Raw genomic sequence first — 19,804 nt, 5'->3', positions numbered from 1 at the left:
GAGGTAAGCGGCGCGGCTTGGGTTGGCGACAACGGGGAGCGATCATAGGGACGCACCCCTCCGCCGCGAAGGCGGAGTTACCCTGCCAGCCGCAGCCCCCCAAGGGGGCGCCCCCACCGGAGGCCCGGCGAAGCCAGTTCCTCGGTGCGGGACTGGCCTCACCGGGGCGAGCATCCTCAGTCGGCGTAGATGCCCGCGGCCTTGATGACGGGGCCGAAGCGCGCCACCTCAGCTTGCACGAACTTCTTGTGCTCGGCCGGCTCCACGCGCTTGTCTGCCACCACCACCGCGCCCAGGCCTTCCTGCTTCTTGATGAAGTCCGGGTCCTTGAGTGCCACCTTCAGCGCATCGTTGAGCTTCTTGAGCACCGGCGCCGGCGTGCCCTTGGCCGCATACAGGCCGTGCCAGATGGTCACCTGGAAGTTCTTCAGCCCCGACTCGTCCAGCGTCGGAATGTCCTTGAGCGCCGGCGTGCTCAGGCGCTTCATGGTCGTCACCGCGTACGGCTTGACCTTCCTGGCCTCGATCTGGCTGGTGGTGTTGGTGGTCTGGTCGCACAAGAGGTCGATCTGACCGCCGATCAGATCGGCAATGGCCGGCGCGGTGCCCTTGTAGGGCACGGTGGTCATCTCGGCCTTGAGCTCGCTTTGGAACAGCAGGCCGCACAGGTGCGAGGCCGAGCCGATGCCCGCGTTGCCTAGGTTGACCTTGCCCGAGCTCTTGGCGATCCACTCGCGCAGCTCCTTGAAGTTGTTGGCCTCCAGCTGGGGCTTGCCGATCAGGGTCATGGGCACGTCGTTGATCATGCCCAGGTACTCGAAGTCGGTCTCGTAGTTGTAGGTGAGCTTGCGGTACAGCACCGGGGTGGTGGCCATGCCCACGTGGGTGACCAGCAGGGTGTGGCCGTCGGGCTTGGCGCGCGCGACCTTGGCGTTGCCGATGGTGGAGCCGGCGCCGGCGGCGTTGTCGATGACGATGCTCACGCCGTCCAGGGGCTTGCGCATGGCCTCGGCCAGATCGCGCGCCACGCGGTCGGTGGGGCCGCCGGCGGCAAAGGGCACCACGATGGTGATGGGCTTGCCGTCGGGGAAGTTCTGGGCGTGCAGGCCCAGCGAGGCGGTGGCGGCGGCAATCAGCGCCAGGGATTTGAGTTTTTTCGAAGCGTTCAAGGTTTCACTCCGCAAGGCGGGCAAGTCGTTGGAAAAAGGAATTACGAGGTGGCCGCCGGGCACACCCGGCGGCCCGTGCATCACTGCAGCACGCTTTGCGTGATCAGGCCCGTGATGTCGAACAGCAGGTTCACCGGCGACGGTCCGAAGGACAGCCAGGTGCCGGCCAGCGGCTGCTGCCCCACGCCCGGCTTCGTCCAGTCGCACACGCCTTCGGGGAAGATCGCACCCAGGCGCGCCCACTGCTCGGCCGTGAAGCTCACGCCGTAGTCAGCCGGGTTCAGCGGCTTGAGCTGGCACTTGGCGATGTCGTCGACGAGCGGACCGCCAGCGGCCATGCGCGGCGTGGTGCCGGCCGGGTAGAAGGTGTTGCAGGCGCCGTTGCCGAAGGCCGTCTGCTCTTCCTCGTATTTCAGGCCGTTGGCCCAGCATGCGTCCTTCAGGTCCGCCGGACGGTCGGCCGCGATCTTCTGCGCCAGGGTGCGGTCGGAATCGTCGGCCTTGACGGTGCGCAGCCACTTGCCCATCTGGTCGAAGGCTTCGGCGCTGCTGCCGCCCTTGGTCCACATCACATGGTTGTCGATGTGGCCGTTGGCCCGGCGCAAGCGCTCGCGCATCGAGAAGGAGTGGATCTTGGTATGGATGTCGCCGCCCACCGCCTGGTCGTTGTAGTCGCGCAGGTCGATGACGGCGGTGGATGCGAGCCCTCCCCCGCCGTTGACGATGCGGCCCGACTGATAGGCCCGGCGCAGCGCATCGATGTCGCCCACGGTGCGCGTCGCGGTGCGCTTCATGTCCCGGTCCACTCCGCCCACACGTTCGTTCAGGTCCAGGAACTTCTCGATGCCGAGCTTGCCCTCGTTCAGCGCCTTCAAGCCGTACTGGATGCCCACGTTGTCGATGGGCCGCAGCGCAAAGCCTTCCTGCGCCGTCTTGCCGTAGACGTTGATCGTGTGGTCCCACACCGTGGCGCGCGCGCCGGTCGGGTTGGTCACAGGGTGGTAGCGCTGCGCCGCCGGCACGCCCGAGGGAAAGGACACCACCGGATCCAGCCGCCCTGCGCTGTTGCTCATGTTCGGGATGTTGCCGATCTGCAGGTAGCCCGAGATAGCCTGCTTCTCCGCCACCGTGTAGCTCAGCGCCGCCGTGGCCGGGTCGTTGAAGTAGTTGTTGAGCACACGCGAGTCATGCAGCTTGAAGATGGTCGACGAGGTGACGTCGGCGAAGACCTGGCTCACCACCACGCCATCGAACAGGCCGGGATAGTTGTCGCTGGTCTGGTGGCTCTGGTAGGAGCCGCCCGAGCCGCCGGTGCCAATGGTGTAGTCGGGCACGCCGAAGTTCTCGATGAAGCGCTCCTTGACCATCGCGATGGTCTCGGACGAGAGCTGGTCGTTGCAGTTGGTGCCGAAGACGTTGAGCGTGGAGGTAGTCACCGCCAGGCCGCGGCTCTGGTAGGTGGGGTTGATCAGCGTGGCGAAGTCGTTGCCCTGCTGGAACCAGCCGCCCTGGCAGCCGCCGCCGAGCGGATAAATGAGGCCACCGGTCCAACCCGCCGGGCGCGAGGTGGGCGACGGCGGCGGCTCGTTGAGCACGTCATGCAGGATCGCCGACTGGTACAGGCCGCGGTTGATGGTGCCGCTTTCCAGCCGCACCACGTAGGGCACCGTCTTGCCGTCGATGGCGAGGTAGCTCATGTTGGCCGGGTACGCCGTGATGTTCTCCGGGATGAAGCGCGTGTTGCCGCCGGAGGTGTTGCGGTAGTAGTAGTCGACCCGCGTCACCACCGAGCACTTGTCGTCGCCGGTGGGGGTGAGTGTCTGTCCGCCCATGCGGGTGAAAGTCGCGTAGCCGCAGACAAAGGGCTGCTCGTGCGGGCCCGAGATCATGGGCCCCGTCACGGGATAGGCGGTGAGCACCTGGTGCGCACGGTAGCCGCGGAACTTGGCCACCAGGTCGTTGTCGCCCAGCTTCAGGCCCGTGAGCTTGCCCAGGAGCCGGCCGGTCGTCGGATGCGTCTGGAACACATCCGTCACGTCCACGCCATTGAGGGTCACACTGAAATCCGCGCTGGGCTGGGGCACCAGCTTTTCCAGCTCGACCAGGGCGTCGTCGCCCGATACCAGGTGCGGCTTGGAAGACAGCACACCGATCCGGATCGTCGGCGCGCTGTTGCGCGGCTCGCCCGGCACTGCGTTGTCGGGCTTGGCGGACGTGTTGCCTGCCATGCTCATGCCACTGCCGCCGCCATCGCTTCCTCCGCCGCAGGCGGCCAGCATCAGCGCTGCGCTGAGAGCACACAACTGCGCGGGCACGCGGCAGCTGCGAAAAGCCTTGTCGCTCGTGTTCATCGTCTCTTGTCTCCTTCTTGGACTTGCACAAAGTACGGGGCTCAGGCCCCCGGTCCACGCCACCACGCAGTGGCGCCCGGCGCCTGAGCGGGCCGTCGATAGCAATGCACATGCCAAGCGAGGCCTTGCTTGCAAGTCCTTGAATTCAAAGGAGACAGGAGACGCCGCTCATGGTTTTCCCTGGCCTGGGCGGATGGGAAATCGCCCGGCGGGAATCAGCGTTGTCCGGAAAATGGCACAGAGGCCAGACTTGCCCTCTCCCATGTTGTTGCTGAGCAAGCCGGGTGTTGGCAAGAGCCACTTCACCTCAAATAAAAAAACGCCCCGAAAGAGGCGCTTTTGCTAGACAGAATGGCTTGAGCTACTTGGCGGAGAGTGTGAGATTCGAACTCACGGACGGTTGCCCGTCGGCAGTTTTCAAGACTGCTGGTTTAAACCACTCACCCAACTCTCCGGGTAGCCGGCAATTTTAGCCACTGGCTTCGCCCGGACCGTCTCGATCGGCAGCGGCGGCCGCAGGCAGCCAGCCGCGCAGCACCAGATCCACCACGCCTTCGGCCCAGGCGCGGCGCTCCTCGGGGCCCGCCAGCGGCTTGGAGATGAAGAAGCGCACCCCGCCGAAGGCCAGCGTCGAGAGCTGCACCGCGGCCAGTTCGGGATCGGGCACGTGCAGCTTGCCGCTGCGGTTCGCCTCCGCCAGGTACTCGACCACCGGGGCGAGCACATAGCTGTTCTCGGCGTAGAGCGACTTGGCGAGCTCCGGAAAGCGCACGGCCTCGGCGATCACCAGGCGAAGCAGGGCCAGCGTCTGGGGCTCGGTGGCGCCCAGATACATGCGCTCGACGAGGTCGAGCAGCACCTGCCTTTCATCGGCATCGGAGCGCACGAGCGTGGACTGCATCGTTTCGCGGGCGCTGCTCACCGCGCGGTGGACGACCTCGCGGAACAAGGCCTCCTTGTTCTCGAATTGGCGGTAGATGGTGATCTTGGCCACGCCGGCATCGCGGGCGATGGCCTCGATGCTCGTGGCGGCGTAGCCGTGCTCGAGAAAGGATTTCAGCGCAGCGCCGAGGAAGGCTTCGCGCAGCGCGGCCGCCTGTTCGGGGCTGGGTCGTCCGCGGGAACGACGCTTGATGACTTCTTCTTCCGGTAAGGTTCGGGTCGGCATGGCAGCGCTGGTGGTCTCAGCTATCGGGAAGGAAGATGGCCTGCAGGTCACTCAGGAAGTCCAGGCCGCGGGCGGTGGGCCAGACGCGGGCGAGGTCGCGTTCGATCAGGCCCTTGTGCTCGGCCTCTTCGAGCCCGCGCTGGATGGCGGTAACGGCCAGCCCGGTGCGCTCGCCGAACTGCGCCAGCGTGAAGCCGTCCTTCAGCCGCAGGGCGTTGAGCATGAATTCGAAGGGCAGCTCGGCGATGGCGACCTCGTCGCTCTGCGCGACCGCGCTGGCGGCGAGCGCGTTCTCCATGTAGAGGCGCGGTTCGCGAAAGCGGACCTGCCGCACGATGCGATGCGCAAAGCTCAGCTTGCTGTGCGCGCCGGCACCGATGCCGAGGTAGTCGCCGAACTGCCAGTAGTTGAGGTTGTGCACGCAGCGGTGGCCGGCGCGCGCGTAGGCGGAGATCTCGTAGCGTTCCAGCCCTCGCTGCGCGGTGCGTTCGCTGATGCGGTCGAGCATGGCGTAGGCCACATCGTCCTCCGGCACCGTCGGCGGGAACTTGGCGAAGTAGGTGTTGGGCTCGATCGTGAGGTGGTAGACCGAAAGATGCGGCGGCGCAAGTGCCAACGCCTGGGCCAGGTCGGCGTCGAGGTCGTCGGGTGTCTGGCCCGGCAGCGCGTACATGAGGTCGAGGTTGAAGGTGTCGAAGGCCTGCGCCGCCTCTTCGACCGCGGCGATGGCCTGGGCGCGGTCATGCACCCTGCCGAGCGCCTTCAGATGCGCATCGTTGAAGCTCTGCACGCCCACCGACAGGCGGGTGACGCCGGCGGTGCGGTAGCCGCGGAAACGGTCGCGCTCGAAGGTGCCAGGATTGGCCTCCAGCGTGATCTCGCACTCGGGCGCGAGCTTGAGCCGGGCTCGCAGGTCGCCGAGCAGGCGGTCGATGGCGGCCGGCGAGAACAGGCTGGGCGTGCCGCCGCCGATGAAGATGCTGTGCACGCTGCGGCCCCAGACAAGGGGCAGGGCCGCGTCGAGGTCGGCGATCAGGGCGTCCAGGTAGCGCTGCTCGGGCAGCGGCGCGTCGCCGCCATCGCCGCGCCACTCGTGCGAGTTGAAGTCGCAGTAGGGACACTTGCGCAGGCACCAGGGCAGGTGCACGTAGAGCGAGAGCGGCGGCAGCGCCGACAGCTGGAGGGGGCCGGGGCGCATCCAGTGCTGCACGTCGTTCGCCCGCTCCGCGTCGCCGCTGCGCGCCTGGGCGCGCTCGTCAGCGATCGGAATGGCAAGACTCACAGCCAGCGCTCCCGCATCAGGGCCAGCATGGCGCGCGCCGCCTGGCCGCGATGGCTGTGGGCGTTCTTCAGCTCAGGCGGCAGCTGGGCGAAGGTCTTGCCGAGTTGCGGCAGCCACATCACCGGGTCGAAGCCGAAGCCGTTCTCGCCGATCGGCTCGCGCGTGATCTGGCCCGCCGCGCGGCCAACGGCGATCAGCGGCTCGGGGTCCTCGGGACTGCGCAGTGCCACGAGCGTGCTGACAAGCGCGGCGCGGCGATCGTCGATGCCCGCCATCTGCTCGAGCAGCGCGCGGACGTTGTTGACGTCGCCCTTCTCGTAGCCGAAGCGCGTGGCGTAGTAGGCGGTGGCCACGCCGGGCAACCCGCCGAAAGCCTCGACACACAGACCCGCATCATCGGCAATCGCCGGCAGGCCGGTGGCCGCCGCGGCGTGCCGTGCCTTGGCCAGCGCGTTCTCGACGAAGGTGAGGAAGGGCTCTTCGGCCTCGCCGACGCCCAGCTCCGCCTGGCGCACGAGCTCGATACCGAGCGGCGCGAACAGCTGCTGCAGCTCGGCGAGCTTGCCTGCGTTGTTGGAGGCCAGGACCAGTTTCATCGGCAATCCGCTGATCGCGCTGCCGCCCGATCAGCCGGCCAGCGCCTGCGCCTGCAGCGCGGTCAGCTCGGCGATTCCCTTCTCGGCGAGCAGAAGCAACGCATTCATCTCGTCGCGCGAGAAGGCGGCCCCTTCCGCCGTGCCCTGCACTTCCACGAAGTGTCCGGCGCCGGTCATGACCACGTTCATGTCGGTGTCGCATGCGGCATCTTCGACGTACTCGAGGTCGAGCAGCGGCGTGCCTTGCACGATGCCGACGGACACGGCGGCGACGTGCCCCCGGATCGGCGAGGCCGCGAGGGTGCCGGCCGCCAGCAGCCTGTTGACGGCATCCTGCGCCGCCACGAATGCGCCGGTGATGGCCGCGGTGCGCGTGCCGCCGTCGGCCTGGAGCACATCGCAGTCGAGGTGGATGGTGCGCTCGCCGAGGGCTGCGAGGTCGAAGACGGCACGCATCGAGCGGCCGATGAGACGCTGGATCTCCTGCGTGCGGCCGCTCTGCTTGCCGCGCGCAGCCTCACGGTCGCTGCGGGTATGGGTGGCGCGCGGGAGCATGCCGTACTCGGCCGTGACCCAGCCCTCGCCGCTGCCGCGCTTGTGTGGTGGGACCTTTTCCTCGACCGAGGCGGTGCAGAGCACGCGCGTCTGGCCGAACTCGATCAGCACCGAGCCTTCCGCATGGATGGTGAAGCCGCGCGTGATGCGCACGGGACGCAGCTGGTCAGCGGCACGGTCGCCGCTTCGTACGAAAACTGTCATGTCAACCCAGGAAAAAAAGAACGGATCAGGGCTTGCGCGCGGCGGAGGAGCGCTTGATGGCTTCGTTGATCTCGGCGATCGAACGCTCGATGGCATCTTCGTCGAGATCGTCGAGCTCGCTGTCGGAAGGCATGCCCGCCTGGATCGTGGAGGCGAAGACGCCATCGCTGATGCTGTCGGTGGATACGCCGCGGGTCTGGCCCGCCGCATCCGGCGTTTCCCACTCGAGCGCGATCAGGGTGACGTTGTCGCTGTGGGTGCCGCCATTGCGCAAGGCCATTTCGGCGAGATCGGGCGCGGCGTCGGAAACCGGCTTGCCGGAAGACAGCGTGCGCACGATCAGGCTCTCGTCCAGCACGCTCCAGAGGCCGTCGGAGCACAGCATGATGCGATCGCCCCGCTGCAGCTGCAGCGGGGCGGAGATGTCGAACAAGGGCGTGGTCGGCGAACCGAGGCAGGTGAGCAGCAGGTTGCGGTTGACGATTTCGGCGCCCGTGGCCCCGCCGGTGCGCGGGCGCTCGGCGTGCGAGTGATCGCGCGTGCGCGTCAGCAGCTCGCCGTCGCGAATCACGTAGAGCCGGGAGTCTCCGCAATGAATCCAGCTCGCGGTCGTGCCTTGCAGGACCGCCGCCACGACCGTTGTGCGGGGCGTGTCGAGCATGCCCTTGTTGCCCGCGTAGCGCATGATCTGCTGGTGCGCTGCCATCACCGAAGCCGTGAGAAAGGCCTTCACGTCCTTCACCATGGGCCGCGCCTCGCGCTGGTACAGCGCCGCGATGGTCTGCAGAGCCAACTGGGCAGCTACCTCGCCTTCGGGATGCCCACCCATGCCGTCGGCAAGCACGAACAGGCCCGATTCCCGCGTGTAGCAATAGCCCATGCGGTCTTCGTTCTTGAGGCGGCCGCCCTTGCGGCTGACCTGGAAGACGGAAAATTTCACAGCGATCGCCTGGCGAAGTAAGCAACGTGGGGAGTCATCATGCCGGACGCGTGGTCGGAGCCGCCGCTTTGGGTAGGCCCTTCTTTTCGAAGGAGCGCATGTTATCGATCGACAACCGCACCTTCTCGCTCACCGTGAGCTTGGTGTAGCGGCGCTCGCCCTCGCGGCTGAGCTCCTTCTGCAGCGCAAAGACCGATTGCGGGCGCGACAGCGGGTCGAGCGACATGCACCACTCGACCACCTCGATCAGGTTGTCGGAATAGATGCCACGCAGGCGCGAGAGCGACAGGCCGAGCCGATCCTTCTCGATGCGCTGCGGCGCGTCGTTGGGCGGATAGCCCTGCATGCAGGCATAGATGCACGCGCCGATCGCGTAGATGTCGGTCCACGGACCCATCGAGGAATCGCGGCGGTACATCTCGGGGGCCGCAAAGCCGGGGGTGTACATCGGGCGGATGAAGTTGCCCTCCTTGGACAGCACCTCGCGCGCGGCGCCGAAGTCGATCATCACGGCGCGGTCGTCATCGGTCACGAAGATGTTGGCCGGCTTGATGTCCAGATGGAGCATCTTGTGCTGGTGCACGATTCGCAAGCCGCGCAGGATCTCGTCGAACAGCGAGCGGATGGTGGATTCGCGGAAGACCTTCTGCTTCTTGAGGTCGCGCGCCGTCACGATGAAGTCCTGCAGGGTGGCCCCCTCCAGGTAGTTCATGACCATGTAGACGGTCTCGTTCTCGCGGAAGAAGTTGAGCACGCTCACCACAGAAGCATGCGAGATCTGCGCAAGCGAACGCCCTTCCTCGAAAAAGCTCTTGAGGCCCAGGCGGTAAAGCGATAGCTTCTCAGGCGGCACCTGGGGCGCGAGTTCGCCGGTGCCTCGGGTGGCCAGCGAGGACGGGAGGTATTCCTTGATCGCTACCTGCTGGCCACTGTGGTCGACAGCAAGGTAGACGACCCCGAACCCGCCTGCCGAGATACGGCGCACAACGCGATAGCCGCCGATGACCGTGTCTGGCAGCAAGGGCGAAGGTTTGACCTTTGACATAATCCGGGAGTTTCGCCCGAAGGCGGGAGTGCGGCAAGCCAAGGTGGTGCCGTTGTCTCGGGGCGTGCACACCAATTCAAGAGCGAGGCGCGATGCCAGTTTACAGCATGACCGGCTATGCCAGCGGCCAAACCGCCGCGGGCAGCGGTCACCCGGACGCCGAGCCGCGAACCGCCGGCGCGGGCCGGCTCGGAGTCGAGATTCGCTCGGTCAACAGCCGCTTTCTCGACCTCACTTTCAAGCTGCCTGAAGAGCTGCGCCAGCACGAGCCCATGCTGCGCGAGCTGCTGACGGGCCAGCTCAAACGCGGCAAAGTGGAATTGCGCGCGGCGATCGAGAGCGGCGCTGCGGCCGGCATCGGCGAGCCCTCGACCAAGCTGCTGCAACGGCTCAACGGCCTGCAGGACAGCATTCGCGCCTGGCTGCCCGCAGCGCGCGAGCTCAGCGTGGCCGACGTGTTGCGCCTTGCCGCGGGCGAGACCACCGCCCGGAGCGATTGGGGCCCCGAGCTTTCCGGGCTGGCGACGAAGACGCTCAAGGGCCTGATGACCGCACGGGAGCGCGAGGGCGCACGGCTGGCCAGGATGCTGCAGGACCACCTGGCCCAGCTGCGAGCCCTGGTGGCGCAGGCGCTGCCGCTGGTTCCCCAACTCGTCGAGCAGCAGCGCAGCCGCTTCCTGGACCGTTGGCAGGAAGCCCTGGGCGCGAGCGGCGGCACGCCGCCTGAGGCCGCACAGGACCGTGCCCTTACCGAAGCCACGGCGTTCGCGATCCGCATCGACGTCGCGGAGGAACTCACGCGCCTGGGTTCGCACCTGGACGAAATCGAGCGGCTGGTCAAGAAAGGCGGCGAGATCGGCAAGCGCCTCGACTTCCTGATCCAGGAGCTGCATCGCGAAGCCAACACCCTCGGGTCCAAGTCGGCGACGCTGGAGCTCACCCGCATCGGCGTGGACATGAAGGTGCTGATCGAACAGATGCGCGAGCAAGTGCAGAACATCGAGTAACAGGGAACAGGGAAGGGAACGCGCGAATGGATTACCCCGGCAACATCTTCGTGGTCGCGGCGCCGAGCGGCGCCGGCAAGTCGAGCCTGGTCAAGGCCTTGATGGAGCTGGACTCCGCGGTGCAGCCCTCCGTGTCGCACACCACACGGGCGCCACGCGGCCAGGAGAAGCATGGCCGCGAATACTTCTTCGTGCCGCACTCGGAATTCGATGCGATGGTCGCGGCCGATGCCTTCGTCGAGTGGGCCCATGTGCATGGGCAGCGCTACGGCACCTCGAAGAAAGCGATAGAGGACCGCATCGCCCAAGGTGCCGACGTGATCCTGGAGATCGACTTCCAGGGTGCGATCCAGATCCGCAAGACCTTTGCCAACGCGGTGATGGTCTTCATCCTGCCACCGAGCTGGGAAGAGCTCCGGTCCCGGCTCGAGCGGCGCGGGGAAGACAGCGCCGAGGTGATCGAGCTGCGTTTGCGCAATGCCGCGGAGGAGATGGCACGCGCCAACGAATTCGACTTCGTTATAATCAACGAGTTATTTGAGCGCGCACTTTTCGACCTGAAGGCAATCGTCCACGCTCAGCGGCTCCGGTATTCCGCACAGCGCCGGGCGCGTGCCGACACCTTCGCCGCCCTGAACATTCCCTGATCCCAATCAGGCCTCCGCCTGTAAGCCGAAAGATCCAATGGCCCGCATCACCGTCGAAGACTGCCTGCAACACATCCCGAACCGCTTCCAGCTCGTGCTGGCCGCCACCTACCGTGCGCGCATGCTGAGCCAGGGTCATGCGCCGAAGATCGAAAGCAAGAACAAGCCCGGCGTGACGGCCCTGCGGGAGATCGCCGAAGGCAAGATCGGGCTTGAAATGCTCAAGAAAGTCCCCGGCTGAGCTGACGCACACCTGCAACAAAAAAGCACCGCAACGCGGTGCTTTTTTGTTGCACAAAGACATCGAACCAGTCGCCAAGCTAAAGTGACAAGCATGAGCGCGGTTGTCAAGTCCCTGTCAGGTGCCCCCAAAGGCACGCCCCGGCCAAGTCCGGCGGCGCTGAATGCAGCTGCCGCCAGCTTCGCCGCGCTCACCGATCGCCTCGACTACCTGAGCGCCGAGGACGTCGAGCAGGTCCGCCGCGCCTACCGCTTCGCCGACGAGGCCCACCTGGGCCAGCTGCGCAACAGCGGCGAACCCTACATCACCCACCCCATCGCCGTGGCTGCGCAGTGCGCGGAATGGAAGCTCGACGCGCAGGCGCTAATGGCCGCCCTGCTGCATGACGCGATCGAGGATTGCGGCGTGACCAAGTCGGAGCTGATCGAGCGCTTCGGCGCCCCGGTCGCCGAACTGGTCGACGGCCTCACCAAGCTGGACAAGCTGCGCTTCAACACGCGTGAGGAGAACCAGGCCGAGTCCTTTCGCAAGATGCTGCTGGCGATGGCGCGCGACGTGCGCGTCATCCTGGTCAAGCTGGCGGACCGCACGCACAACATGCGGACGCTCGAAGATGCCCCGCGCGAGAAATGGGCCCGGATCTCCAGCGAGACGCTCGACATCTACGCGCCGATTGCGCATCGGCTCGGGCTCAACCAGACCTACCGCGAACTGCAGGACCTGTCCTTCCGCCACCTGCGTCCCTGGCGCTACGCGATCCTCGCGAAGGCCGTTGCCAAAGCCCGTGGCCGGCGCCGCGATCTGATCCAGAAGGTGCAGCAGGAACTGGAAACCGCCTTCGCCGCAGCCAGCATGAGCGTGCGCATCGCAGGCCGGGAAAAAACGCTTTACTCCATCTACCGCAAGATGGAAGAAAAGCACCTGAGCTTCGCACAGGTGACCGACATCTACGGCTTTCGCCTCATCGTGCCGTCGGTGATCGCCTGCTACACCGGGCTGGGCATCCTGCACCAGATGTACAAGCCGCTACCGGGCAAGTTCAAGGACCACATCGCCATCGCGAAGCTCAACGGCTACCAGTCGCTGCACACCACGCTGGTGGGGCCGGCCGGCGTGAGTGTCGAATTCCAGTTGCGTACCGAGGCCATGCACGTGGTCGCCGAGTCCGGGGTGGCCGCCCACTGGCTCTACAAGGCGGCCGAGCCAAGCACGGCAACAGGCGACCGCCTGGGCACCAAGTGGCTGCAGTCCCTGCTCGACATCCAGGACGAGACGCGCGACGCAGCCGAGTTCTGGGACCACGTCAAGGTCGATCTCTTCCCGGACGCGGTCTACGTCTTCACGCCCAAGAGCCAGATCCTGGCGCTGCCGCGCGGCGCGACGGTAGTCGACTTCGCCTATGCCATTCACAGCAACATCGGCGACCACACTTCGGCCGCGCGCATCAACGGCGACCAGGTTCCGCTGCGTACCGAGCTCAAGAACGGAGACGTGGTGGAGGTCATCACCGCACCCGTATCGACGCCCAACCCGGCGTGGCTGGGTTTCGTGCGCACCGGCCGCGCGCGCTCGAAGATCCGCCACTACCTCAAGACCCTCGCGCACGCCGAGTCGGAGGGATTGGGCGAAAAGCTTCTGGCGCAGGCCCTGCGCGCCGAGGGCCTCGGGAACCTTCCGGAGGATAACGATGAGCACCAGCAGATCTGGGAAAAGCTGCTGCGCTTCACCGGCAACCGGACCCGCGCGGAGCTGCTGACCGACATCGGCCTGGGCAAGCGCATCGCCACCATCGTTGCCAAGCGCTTGATGGCGCTGCTGGCGGAACGGGGCGAAAAGCCCGACGCACTGATGTTGAGCCGCGAGCGCTTCACCGCGCACGAGGCCGTCTCCCAGGGCGCCGTCACGCTCGACGGCAGCGAGAACTCCTCTGTGCGCTTCGCGTTGTGCTGCCGGCCCATTCCCGACGACCCGATCGTGGGCTATCTCGGCCACGGCGAAGGCCTGGTGGTGCATACCGAAGCTTGCGGCGTCGGGCAGCGGCTGCGGCACAAGGACAGCGAACGCTTCTTCGCCGTCGAATGGGCGGACGAGCCGGTGCGAGCTTTCGAGACCGGCGTGGTCGTCACGGTGCGCAACGACAAGGGCGTGCTGGCGCGCGTCGCCGCCACCCTGGCGGATGCCGAGGCCGACATCACGCACGTGGAGATGGCCGACGAGACGCCGCAGGACTCCACCGACCTTCGTTTCGTGATCGCAGTGCGCGACCGCACCCACCTCGAGGCCGTGCTGCGGGCGGCGCGGCGCACCCCTTCCGTGCTCGCCGCCGCGCGGACCGTTCCGGCGCCCTGAGTCTCAGCCCGCCGCGGGCGATGGCGGCGGGTAGCTGACCGACAGTACCTCGATCTCGTGCACGCCTCCCGGCGTCGCGAGCTTGACCACGTCGCCTTCACGCGCCTTCAGCAGCGCCCTGGCGATCGGCGAAATCCAGCTCACCTGCCCATGCGCGCTCTCGGCTTCATCGATCCCCATGATGGTCAGCTCCCGCTCGTCGCCGGTCTCGTCCGCATAGCGGACCGTGGCACCGAAGAAGATCTGGTCGCGGCCATGGTGGACCGAGGGGTCCGTCACCTCGGCCACCTCCAGCCGCTTGGTCAGGAAGCGGATGCGCCGGTCGATCTCGCGCAAGCGCTTCTTCCCATAAAGGTAGTCGCCGTTCTCGGATCGGTCGCCGTTCTTCGCAGCCCAATGAACAGCCTCGACCACCTTCGGCCGCTCGACGTCCATCAATTCGAGCAGCTCGTCGCGCAGACGTGCATAGCCTTCCGGCGTGATGTAGTTCTTGCCCCCGACGGGGAGCGGCGGCATGCCGGCAGCCCCGTCATCCTCTTCGCCTGCATCGTTCTCTTTGGTGAATGCCTTGCTCATGGCCTGAAGCTCCAAAGGAAAAAAGCCTGCAACTCTCGTTGCAGGCCTTCTTGATGATGGTGCGGCTGGCAGGATTCGAACCCACGACCCCTTGGTTCGTAGCCAAGTACTCTATCCAACTGAGCTACAGCCGCACAGCTTGCGAGTATAGCATGCTCGCAAGAGCGTCTTCCTGGCGCGATGCAATGCGGTGGTAGGCCGTCCTGGGCTTGAACCAGGGACCAACGGATTATGAGTCCGCTGCTCTAACCAGCTGAGCTAACGGCCCACGCAGTCGGGATTCTAGTGGGCGGCTCGGCCTCTCCTATTTGCGGTGGCTGAGCGCGTTGGTGACCAGCTTCGACGTGATGTCGACGATCTGGATCATGCGCTCGTAAGGCATGCGCGTCGGCCCGATGACGCCCAGCGTTCCCACCACTTCGCCATCAACCTCGTAGTTCGCGCTGACGATCGAGAGATCGTCGAAGGGCACGACCTGGCTTTCCCCACCGATGAAGATGCGCACGCCCTCGGCCTTGCTTGAGACGTCGAGCAGGCGAAGCAGCTGCGCTTTCTGCTCGAAGAGCTCGAAAGCCCGGCGCAGATGGCTCATGTCGCCGGAGAAATCGGTGACCGACAGCAAGTTGCGCTCGCCCGCGATCACCACTTCGTCTTTTGACTCCGTCAGCACCTCTGAACTGACCTGCACCGCCGCCTGCATCAGCGCGGCAATCTCTCCGCGCAGCTGCTCCATCTCGGACTGCAGCCGGTCGCGCACCTGTTCGATCGACAGGCCGGCGAAATGCGCGTTGATGTAGTTCGAGGCTTCGACCAGCTGCGACTGCGAGTAATCGACCTCGGGAAAGATCACGCGGTTCTGCACGTCGCCGTCGGGCGAGACGATGATCACCAGCAGGCGGCGATCCGACAGCCGCAGGAATTCGATCTGCCGGAACACCGAGGCGCGGCGCGGCGCCATCACCACGCCGACGAATTGCGACAGGTTCGAGAGCAAATGGGCCGCATTGGCGATCACCTTCTGAGGCTGGTCGGGCGGCAGGCTGGGCGCCGCGAACTGCTCGCGCTGCGCCGTCAGCATGGTGTCGACGAAAAGGCGATAGCCCCGTGCCGTTGGAATGCGGCCCGCCGAGGTGTGGGGACTGGCAATGAGCCCGAGCCCCTCCAGGTCGGACATGACATTGCGAATGGTCGCAGGCGAGAGCTCGAGCCCCGAAGCCCGGGAGAGCGTACGGGAGCCCACGGGTTGCCCTTCGGCGATGTAGCGCTCGACCAGTGTCTTCAGCAGCAACTTGGCGCGGTCGTCCAGCATTGAAAGATTTTAGTGTTGTAATTTACCGATGACATCCAGCTTCCGGCGCGTTGCATTGATCGGCAAGTACCAGGCTTCTGGCGCGCGAGCGCCGGCCGGCGCGCTGGACGAGATCATGGAAGGCATCGGTGCCTTCCTCGAATCCCAGGGCTGCGAGGTCTTCGTCGAGCAGCCGGACGAGGGCGCGCCGGCGCAGGGCCGCTACGCCGCTCTCTCGGTCGAGGAGATCGGCCGGCAATGCGATCTGGGACTGGTGGTTGGCGGCGACGGCACGATGCTCGGCATTGGGCGCCACCTCGCATGCTATGGCCTGCCGCTGATCGGGATCAACCGCGGGCGGCTGGGCTTCATTACCGACATCGCGCTGAACGACTACCAGACCGTGCTGGTCCCGATGCTGGCCGGCGACTACGAGGAAGACCACCGCAGTCTCATGCAGGCGAACGTGGTGCGCAAAGGCATCTCGGTATTCAATGCACTGGCCATGAACGACGTGGTCGTCAACCGCGGAGCCACCTCGGGCATGGTGGAACTGCGGGTTTCGGTCGGCCATCACTTCGTCGCCAACCATCGCGCCGACGGCATCATCATCGCGTCGCCCACCGGCTCCACAGCCTACGCGCTGTCCGCCGGCGGCCCGCTGCTGCATCCGGCCGTGCCGGGCTGGGTGATGGTGCCCATCGCGCCGCACTCGCTTTCCAACCGCCCGATCTTGCTGCCGGACGCGGACGAGGTCTCGATCGAGTTGGTCGGCGGCCGCGACGCGAGCGCCAATTTCGACATGCAGTCGCTGGCGACCATGGCCATCGGCGACCAGATCGTGGTGCGGCGCTCCGAGTACCGCGTGCGCTTCCTGCACCCGAGGGGCTGGAGCTATTTCGATACGCTGCGCAAGAAACTGCACTGGAATGAAGGAGGTTCCTGATCCATGAGCCGCACGGCCGCCCCGAAGGCGACTAGCACCGTAGCCGAAGGCGAAGGTACACCGGAGAGTCCGCACGCTCGGCCTGTTCTTCGCCCCTCGCAGGCGCACCCTGCGCCCTTCGGCATTCCGGGCGGGCATTGACATGGCGCTGCGACGCATCGCCCTGCGCGATTTCGTGATTGTGCGCGCACTTGAACTCGACCTGGCCGCCGGCTTCACCGTTCTGACCGGCGAGACCGGCGCCGGCAAGTCGATCCTGATCGACGCGCTGCAATTGGCACTCGGCAACCGCGCAGACGCCGGCGCCGTGCGCGAAGGTGCGGAACGTCTCGACGTCAGCGCCGAGTTCGATGCCGAGCCTGCCCTCGCCGCTTGGCTGGACGAAGGCGGCTTCGAGGCCGGCGACGCGCTGCTGCTGCGCCGGACGGTCGATCTCCAAGGCCGCAGCCGCGGCTGGATCAACGGCAGCCCGGCCACCGCGACGCAGCTGCGCGAACTCGGCGATCAGCTGCTCGACATCCACGGCCAACACGCCTGGCAAAGCCTGACACGCCCCGATGCCGTGCGCGGGCTGCTCGACGCCTATGCCGGCGCCGAAGATGCGGTTTCCGTCCTCGCGCAGGCTTGGCATGCTTGGCGCCAAGCCATCGCAGCGCTGGACAAGGCACGTTCGGCCCAGGACTCCCTGCAGCGCGAGCGCGAACGCCTCCAGTGGCAGGTGGGCGAGGTCATGAAGCTCGCGCCGGGTTCCGATGAGTGGGAAGAGCTGTCGGCCGGCCATACCCGCATCGCCAACGCGCAGGCGCTCATCGACGCCGCCGAAGGCGCCTGCAACGCACTGGAAGACGACGAGAACGGCGCGCTTGCCGCGCTGAGCCGAGCCGTCACGCTGCTGCAGAACTGCGAGCACATCGAACCGGCCTTCAGGGAGCTGGGCGAAGTGCTGGCCTCGAGCGTGGCCCAGGCTTCCGATGCTGCGCACTCCCTGCACGGCTATCTACGCCAGGCCGACACGGACCCACAACGACTCGCCGAGCTGGACGAGCGGATGGGCCTGTGGATGTCGCTCGCCCGCCGATACAAACGCACGCCGGCCGAGCTGCCCTCTCTGCTCGCCAGCTGGCAGGCCGAGCTACAGGCCCTGGATGCCCAAGGCGACCTGGAGGCGCTGGAGCGCACCGAGCAGGCCGCGCAACAGGCCTACATGAAAGAGGCCAGGGCCGTGGGCAAGACGCGCAAGCAGGCGGCCCTGCGGCTGGCACAGGCGGTGACGCTTGCCATGCAGGGCCTCGGCATGCAGGGTGGGCGCTTCGAGGTTTCGCTGGAAAGTCGGGCAGAGCCCGCCCGCCACGGCCTCGAAGACGTCGCTTTCCTGGTCGCCGGCCATCCTGGCAGCACGCCACGCGCGATCGGCAAGGTGGCCTCCGGCGGCGAGCTCTCGCGCATCGCGCTGGCGATCGCGGTCACCACCAGCCAGCTTGGCGGCGCGCAGACCCTGATATTCGACGAGGTCGATGCCGGCGTCGGTGGCGCCGTGGCCGAGACCGTCGGCCGCCTCATGAAGCAGTTGGGCCGCGATCGCCAGGTGCTGGCGGTCACCCATCTGCCGCAGGTGGCCGCGTGCGCCGATCACCACCTGCTGGTTGCCAAGCAGCAGACGAGCGCGAAGAGCCCGGGCGGCGTCCGCACCGAAAGCAGCGTGTCGGTGCTCGACGACGACACCCGCACCCGCGAGATCGCTCGCATGCTGGGCGGCGAGCGCGTGTCGCAGACCTCGCTCGCCCATGCGCGAGAAATGCTGGGCAAGAAGACGCCGGAGGTTTCGGCATGAGCAGCACGGCAGCTCCGAAGGCGAACAGCACCGCAGCCGAAGGCGAAGGCGAAGGCGAAGGTATTTCAGTGAGCCTGGAACTGGTGCTGATCACCGGCATGTCCGGCTCTGGCAAGTCCGTCGCCCTGCACGCGCTCGAAGACGCAGGCTATTACTGTGTCGACAACCTGCCTCCCGAGCTCCTCATGCCCTTCATCGCCCTGCAGCGCGAGCAGCAGGCCAGGCGCGTGGCAATCGCGATGGATGTGCGCAGCGGCGTCTCGCTGCCGCTGGTGCCGCAACAGCTCGAGCGGCTGCGCAACGAGGGCGTGTCGCTGCGCTCGCTCTTTCTCGACTCGACCACCGACGCGCTGGTGCGCCGCTATTCGGAAACCCGCCGCCGGCACCCCCTTTCGCGCCACGATGGCCGCACGGATGCGCCGGAACAGCAACGCGTCCTGGTGCAGGCCATCGAGCTGGAACGCGAGTTGCTTGCCGAGCTGCGCGATGGTGCGGACGTGATCGACACCAGCATCATCCGGCCGGCGCAACTGCAAAGCTACATCAAGGCGCTGATTGCCGCGCCAGAGAGCGCGCTCACGCTGGTCTTCGAGTCCTTTGCCTTCAAGCGCGGCGTGCCCCTCGATGCCGACTACGTGTTCGACGTGCGCATGCTTCCCAACCCTCACTACGTGCCCGCGCTGCGGCCCTTGACCGGCCGGGACGCGCCTGTAATCGATTGGCTGCGCGAACACGAGGACGTCGCGCGCATGCAAGGCGACATCGAGCAGTTCCTTCATCGCTGGCTCGATGCACTGGCACGCGACCATCGCAGCTACGTGACCGTGGCTATCGGGTGCACCGGCGGGCAGCACCGCTCGGTCTTCCTGGTGGAACAGCTGGCCCGCGGCTTCAGCACACGCTGGGCTGCCCTCAAGCGGCACCGCGAGCTGGACGCCTTGAGCTAATCGCCGGCCGCGAGCAGCTTGCGCACCGGCGCCGGCAGGCCGAGCACCGGCCATTCGCCGGCCTCGAACCAGCTTCCCGACCCCGTCGGCGGGCGCTCGGCCGCATACGCCACAGACACCGGGTGCAGGTGCAGGTCCTTGTGCGTGAGCACGTGCAGGAAGGCAGGATCGTCCTGCGCCACACAGCGCGCATCGGGCGCGAGCTCGTTCAGCAGCAAGGCGCGGCTCTCGTAGACCGGCAGGCAGTAGAGGCCGGCCCAGATCCCACGCGAGGCGCGCTTCTCCAGCCACACGCGCCCCTTCGGGTCGAGAGCCTTCAGCATCCACAAGGATTGCGCGCTGCGCCGCAGCTTGCGCGTCTTCACCGGAAAGCGCTCCGGCGCGCCTGCTCGCCGCCCCACGCACAGCTCGCTGGCCGGGCAGATCATGCAGCTGGGCTTGCGCGGCAAGCAGACGGTCGCGCCAAGGTCCATCACACCCTGGGTGTAGCCGGCGATCGCACCCCGCTGTGCTGGCGGCGGCAGCAGTTCCGTCGCCAGGGCCCACAGCGCTTTCTCCTGTGCCGCGGACGCCAGGTCGCCTTCGAAGCCCAACACCCGCGTCAGCACGCGCTTCACGTTGCCGTCAAGGATCGCGACTCGCTCGCCGAAGCAGAAAGCGGC

General features: G+C 66.6%; 18 protein-coding genes and 3 tRNA genes. 7 read left to right on the top strand and 14 right to left on the bottom strand.

Features of this window, described 5'->3' with window-relative positions; all coding sequences use genetic code 11:
* Positions 1–176 precede the first annotated feature (176 nt).
* From APY03_RS26510 to APY03_RS26470, 9 genes are all read right to left on the bottom strand, one after another.
* Positions 177–1,169 (bottom strand): tripartite tricarboxylate transporter substrate-binding protein, encoded by a 993-nt coding sequence (locus APY03_RS26510; protein WP_068681640.1) that lies wholly within the window; start codon positions 1,167–1,169, stop codon positions 177–179.
* An 80-nt stretch (positions 1,170–1,249) separates the two neighbouring features.
* On the bottom strand, positions 1,250–3,520 hold the full coding sequence (locus APY03_RS26505; protein ID WP_068681580.1) for a DUF6351 family protein: 2,271 nt from the start codon (positions 3,518–3,520) through the stop codon (positions 1,250–1,252).
* 366 nt (positions 3,521–3,886) lie between these two features.
* Positions 3,887–3,974 (bottom strand) — tRNA-Ser (locus APY03_RS26500).
* A gap of 15 nt (positions 3,975–3,989) precedes the next feature.
* The gene (locus APY03_RS26495) at positions 3,990–4,688 is read right to left on the bottom strand and encodes a TetR/AcrR family transcriptional regulator (RefSeq protein WP_068681578.1); all 699 of its coding nucleotides are present in this window, start codon (positions 4,686–4,688) and stop codon (positions 3,990–3,992) included.
* 16 nt (positions 4,689–4,704) lie between these two features.
* Positions 4,705–5,886 carry a radical SAM family heme chaperone HemW gene (gene hemW / locus APY03_RS26490; protein ID WP_102905659.1) on the bottom strand — a complete coding sequence of 394 codons (1,182 nt, stop codon included), beginning with the start codon at positions 5,884–5,886 and terminating at the stop codon, positions 4,705–4,707.
* 80 nt (positions 5,887–5,966) lie between these two features.
* Positions 5,967–6,566, bottom strand: coding sequence for an RdgB/HAM1 family non-canonical purine NTP pyrophosphatase (rdgB, locus tag APY03_RS26485; RefSeq protein ID WP_068681576.1), 600 nt, complete (start codon positions 6,564–6,566; stop codon positions 5,967–5,969).
* Positions 6,567–6,596: 30 nt separating this feature from the next.
* Entirely contained in the window at positions 6,597–7,325 is a 729-nt protein-coding gene (gene rph / locus APY03_RS26480; protein WP_068681574.1) for a ribonuclease PH, read from the bottom strand.
* Between the two features lie 25 nt (positions 7,326–7,350).
* The gene (locus tag APY03_RS26475; RefSeq protein WP_068681572.1) at positions 7,351–8,265 is read right to left on the bottom strand and encodes a PP2C family protein-serine/threonine phosphatase; all 915 of its coding nucleotides are present in this window, start codon (positions 8,263–8,265) and stop codon (positions 7,351–7,353) included.
* Positions 8,266–8,302: 37 nt separating this feature from the next.
* The gene (locus APY03_RS26470; RefSeq protein ID WP_068681569.1) at positions 8,303–9,310 is read right to left on the bottom strand and encodes a serine/threonine protein kinase; all 1,008 of its coding nucleotides are present in this window, start codon (positions 9,308–9,310) and stop codon (positions 8,303–8,305) included.
* Positions 9,311–9,402: 92 nt separating this feature from the next.
* Here APY03_RS26470 and APY03_RS26465 point away from each other — a divergent pair, with 92 nt between their 5' ends.
* The 4 genes from APY03_RS26465 to APY03_RS26450 all read left to right on the top strand — a co-directional run bounded on the left by APY03_RS26465 (position 9,403) and on the right by APY03_RS26450 (position 13,554).
* A complete protein-coding gene (locus tag APY03_RS26465; protein WP_068681567.1) occupies positions 9,403–10,317 on the top strand; it encodes a YicC/YloC family endoribonuclease in 915 nt (304 codons plus the stop codon).
* Positions 10,318–10,343: 26 nt separating this feature from the next.
* On the top strand, positions 10,344–10,964 hold the full coding sequence (gene gmk / locus APY03_RS26460) for a guanylate kinase (protein WP_068681565.1): 621 nt from the start codon (positions 10,344–10,346) through the stop codon (positions 10,962–10,964).
* A gap of 37 nt (positions 10,965–11,001) precedes the next feature.
* Positions 11,002–11,205, top strand: a complete 204-nt coding sequence (gene rpoZ, locus APY03_RS26455; RefSeq protein WP_028249368.1) for a DNA-directed RNA polymerase subunit omega — start codon at positions 11,002–11,004, stop codon at positions 11,203–11,205.
* 93 nt (positions 11,206–11,298) lie between these two features.
* The gene (locus tag APY03_RS26450) at positions 11,299–13,554 is read left to right on the top strand and encodes a RelA/SpoT family protein (RefSeq protein WP_068681563.1); all 2,256 of its coding nucleotides are present in this window, start codon (positions 11,299–11,301) and stop codon (positions 13,552–13,554) included.
* Between the two features lie 3 nt (positions 13,555–13,557).
* On the opposite strand, the gene greB is transcribed toward APY03_RS26450, so the two are convergent.
* From greB to hrcA, 4 genes are all read right to left on the bottom strand, one after another.
* Entirely contained in the window at positions 13,558–14,130 is a 573-nt protein-coding gene (gene greB / locus APY03_RS26445; protein ID WP_068681561.1) for a transcription elongation factor GreB, read from the bottom strand.
* A gap of 57 nt (positions 14,131–14,187) precedes the next feature.
* Positions 14,188–14,264, bottom strand: a tRNA-Arg gene (locus tag APY03_RS26440).
* Between the two features lie 57 nt (positions 14,265–14,321).
* Positions 14,322–14,398, bottom strand: a tRNA-Ile gene (locus APY03_RS26435).
* Between the two features lie 36 nt (positions 14,399–14,434).
* Positions 14,435–15,439 carry a heat-inducible transcriptional repressor HrcA gene (hrcA, locus tag APY03_RS26430; protein WP_068681559.1) on the bottom strand — a complete coding sequence of 335 codons (1,005 nt, stop codon included), beginning with the start codon at positions 15,437–15,439 and terminating at the stop codon, positions 14,435–14,437.
* A gap of 28 nt (positions 15,440–15,467) precedes the next feature.
* Between hrcA and APY03_RS26425 the strand changes: the two genes are divergently transcribed.
* From APY03_RS26425 to rapZ, 3 genes are all read left to right on the top strand, one after another.
* Positions 15,468–16,364, top strand: a complete 897-nt coding sequence (locus APY03_RS26425; protein ID WP_068681557.1) for an NAD kinase — start codon at positions 15,468–15,470, stop codon at positions 16,362–16,364.
* 142 nt (positions 16,365–16,506) lie between these two features.
* Complete coding sequence (gene recN, locus APY03_RS26420; protein ID WP_068681555.1) at positions 16,507–18,195, top strand: DNA repair protein RecN; 1,689 nt, start codon at positions 16,507–16,509, stop codon at positions 18,193–18,195.
* Between the two features lie 68 nt (positions 18,196–18,263).
* A complete protein-coding gene (gene rapZ / locus APY03_RS26415) occupies positions 18,264–19,142 on the top strand; it encodes an RNase adapter RapZ (protein WP_068681636.1) in 879 nt (292 codons plus the stop codon).
* Here the strand turns inward: rapZ and APY03_RS26410 are convergent.
* The coding region (locus APY03_RS26410) for an NUDIX domain-containing protein (protein WP_232324416.1) at positions 19,139–19,804 on the bottom strand (666 nt) is incomplete at its 5' end. The two genes, rapZ and APY03_RS26410, sit on opposite strands and share 4 nt — an antisense overlap.

It is taken from the genome of Variovorax sp. WDL1 (assembly GCF_001541225.1).
Classification (GTDB): domain Bacteria; phylum Pseudomonadota; class Gammaproteobacteria; order Burkholderiales; family Burkholderiaceae_C; genus Variovorax.
This window is presented reverse-complemented; position numbering and strand designations above follow the sequence as displayed.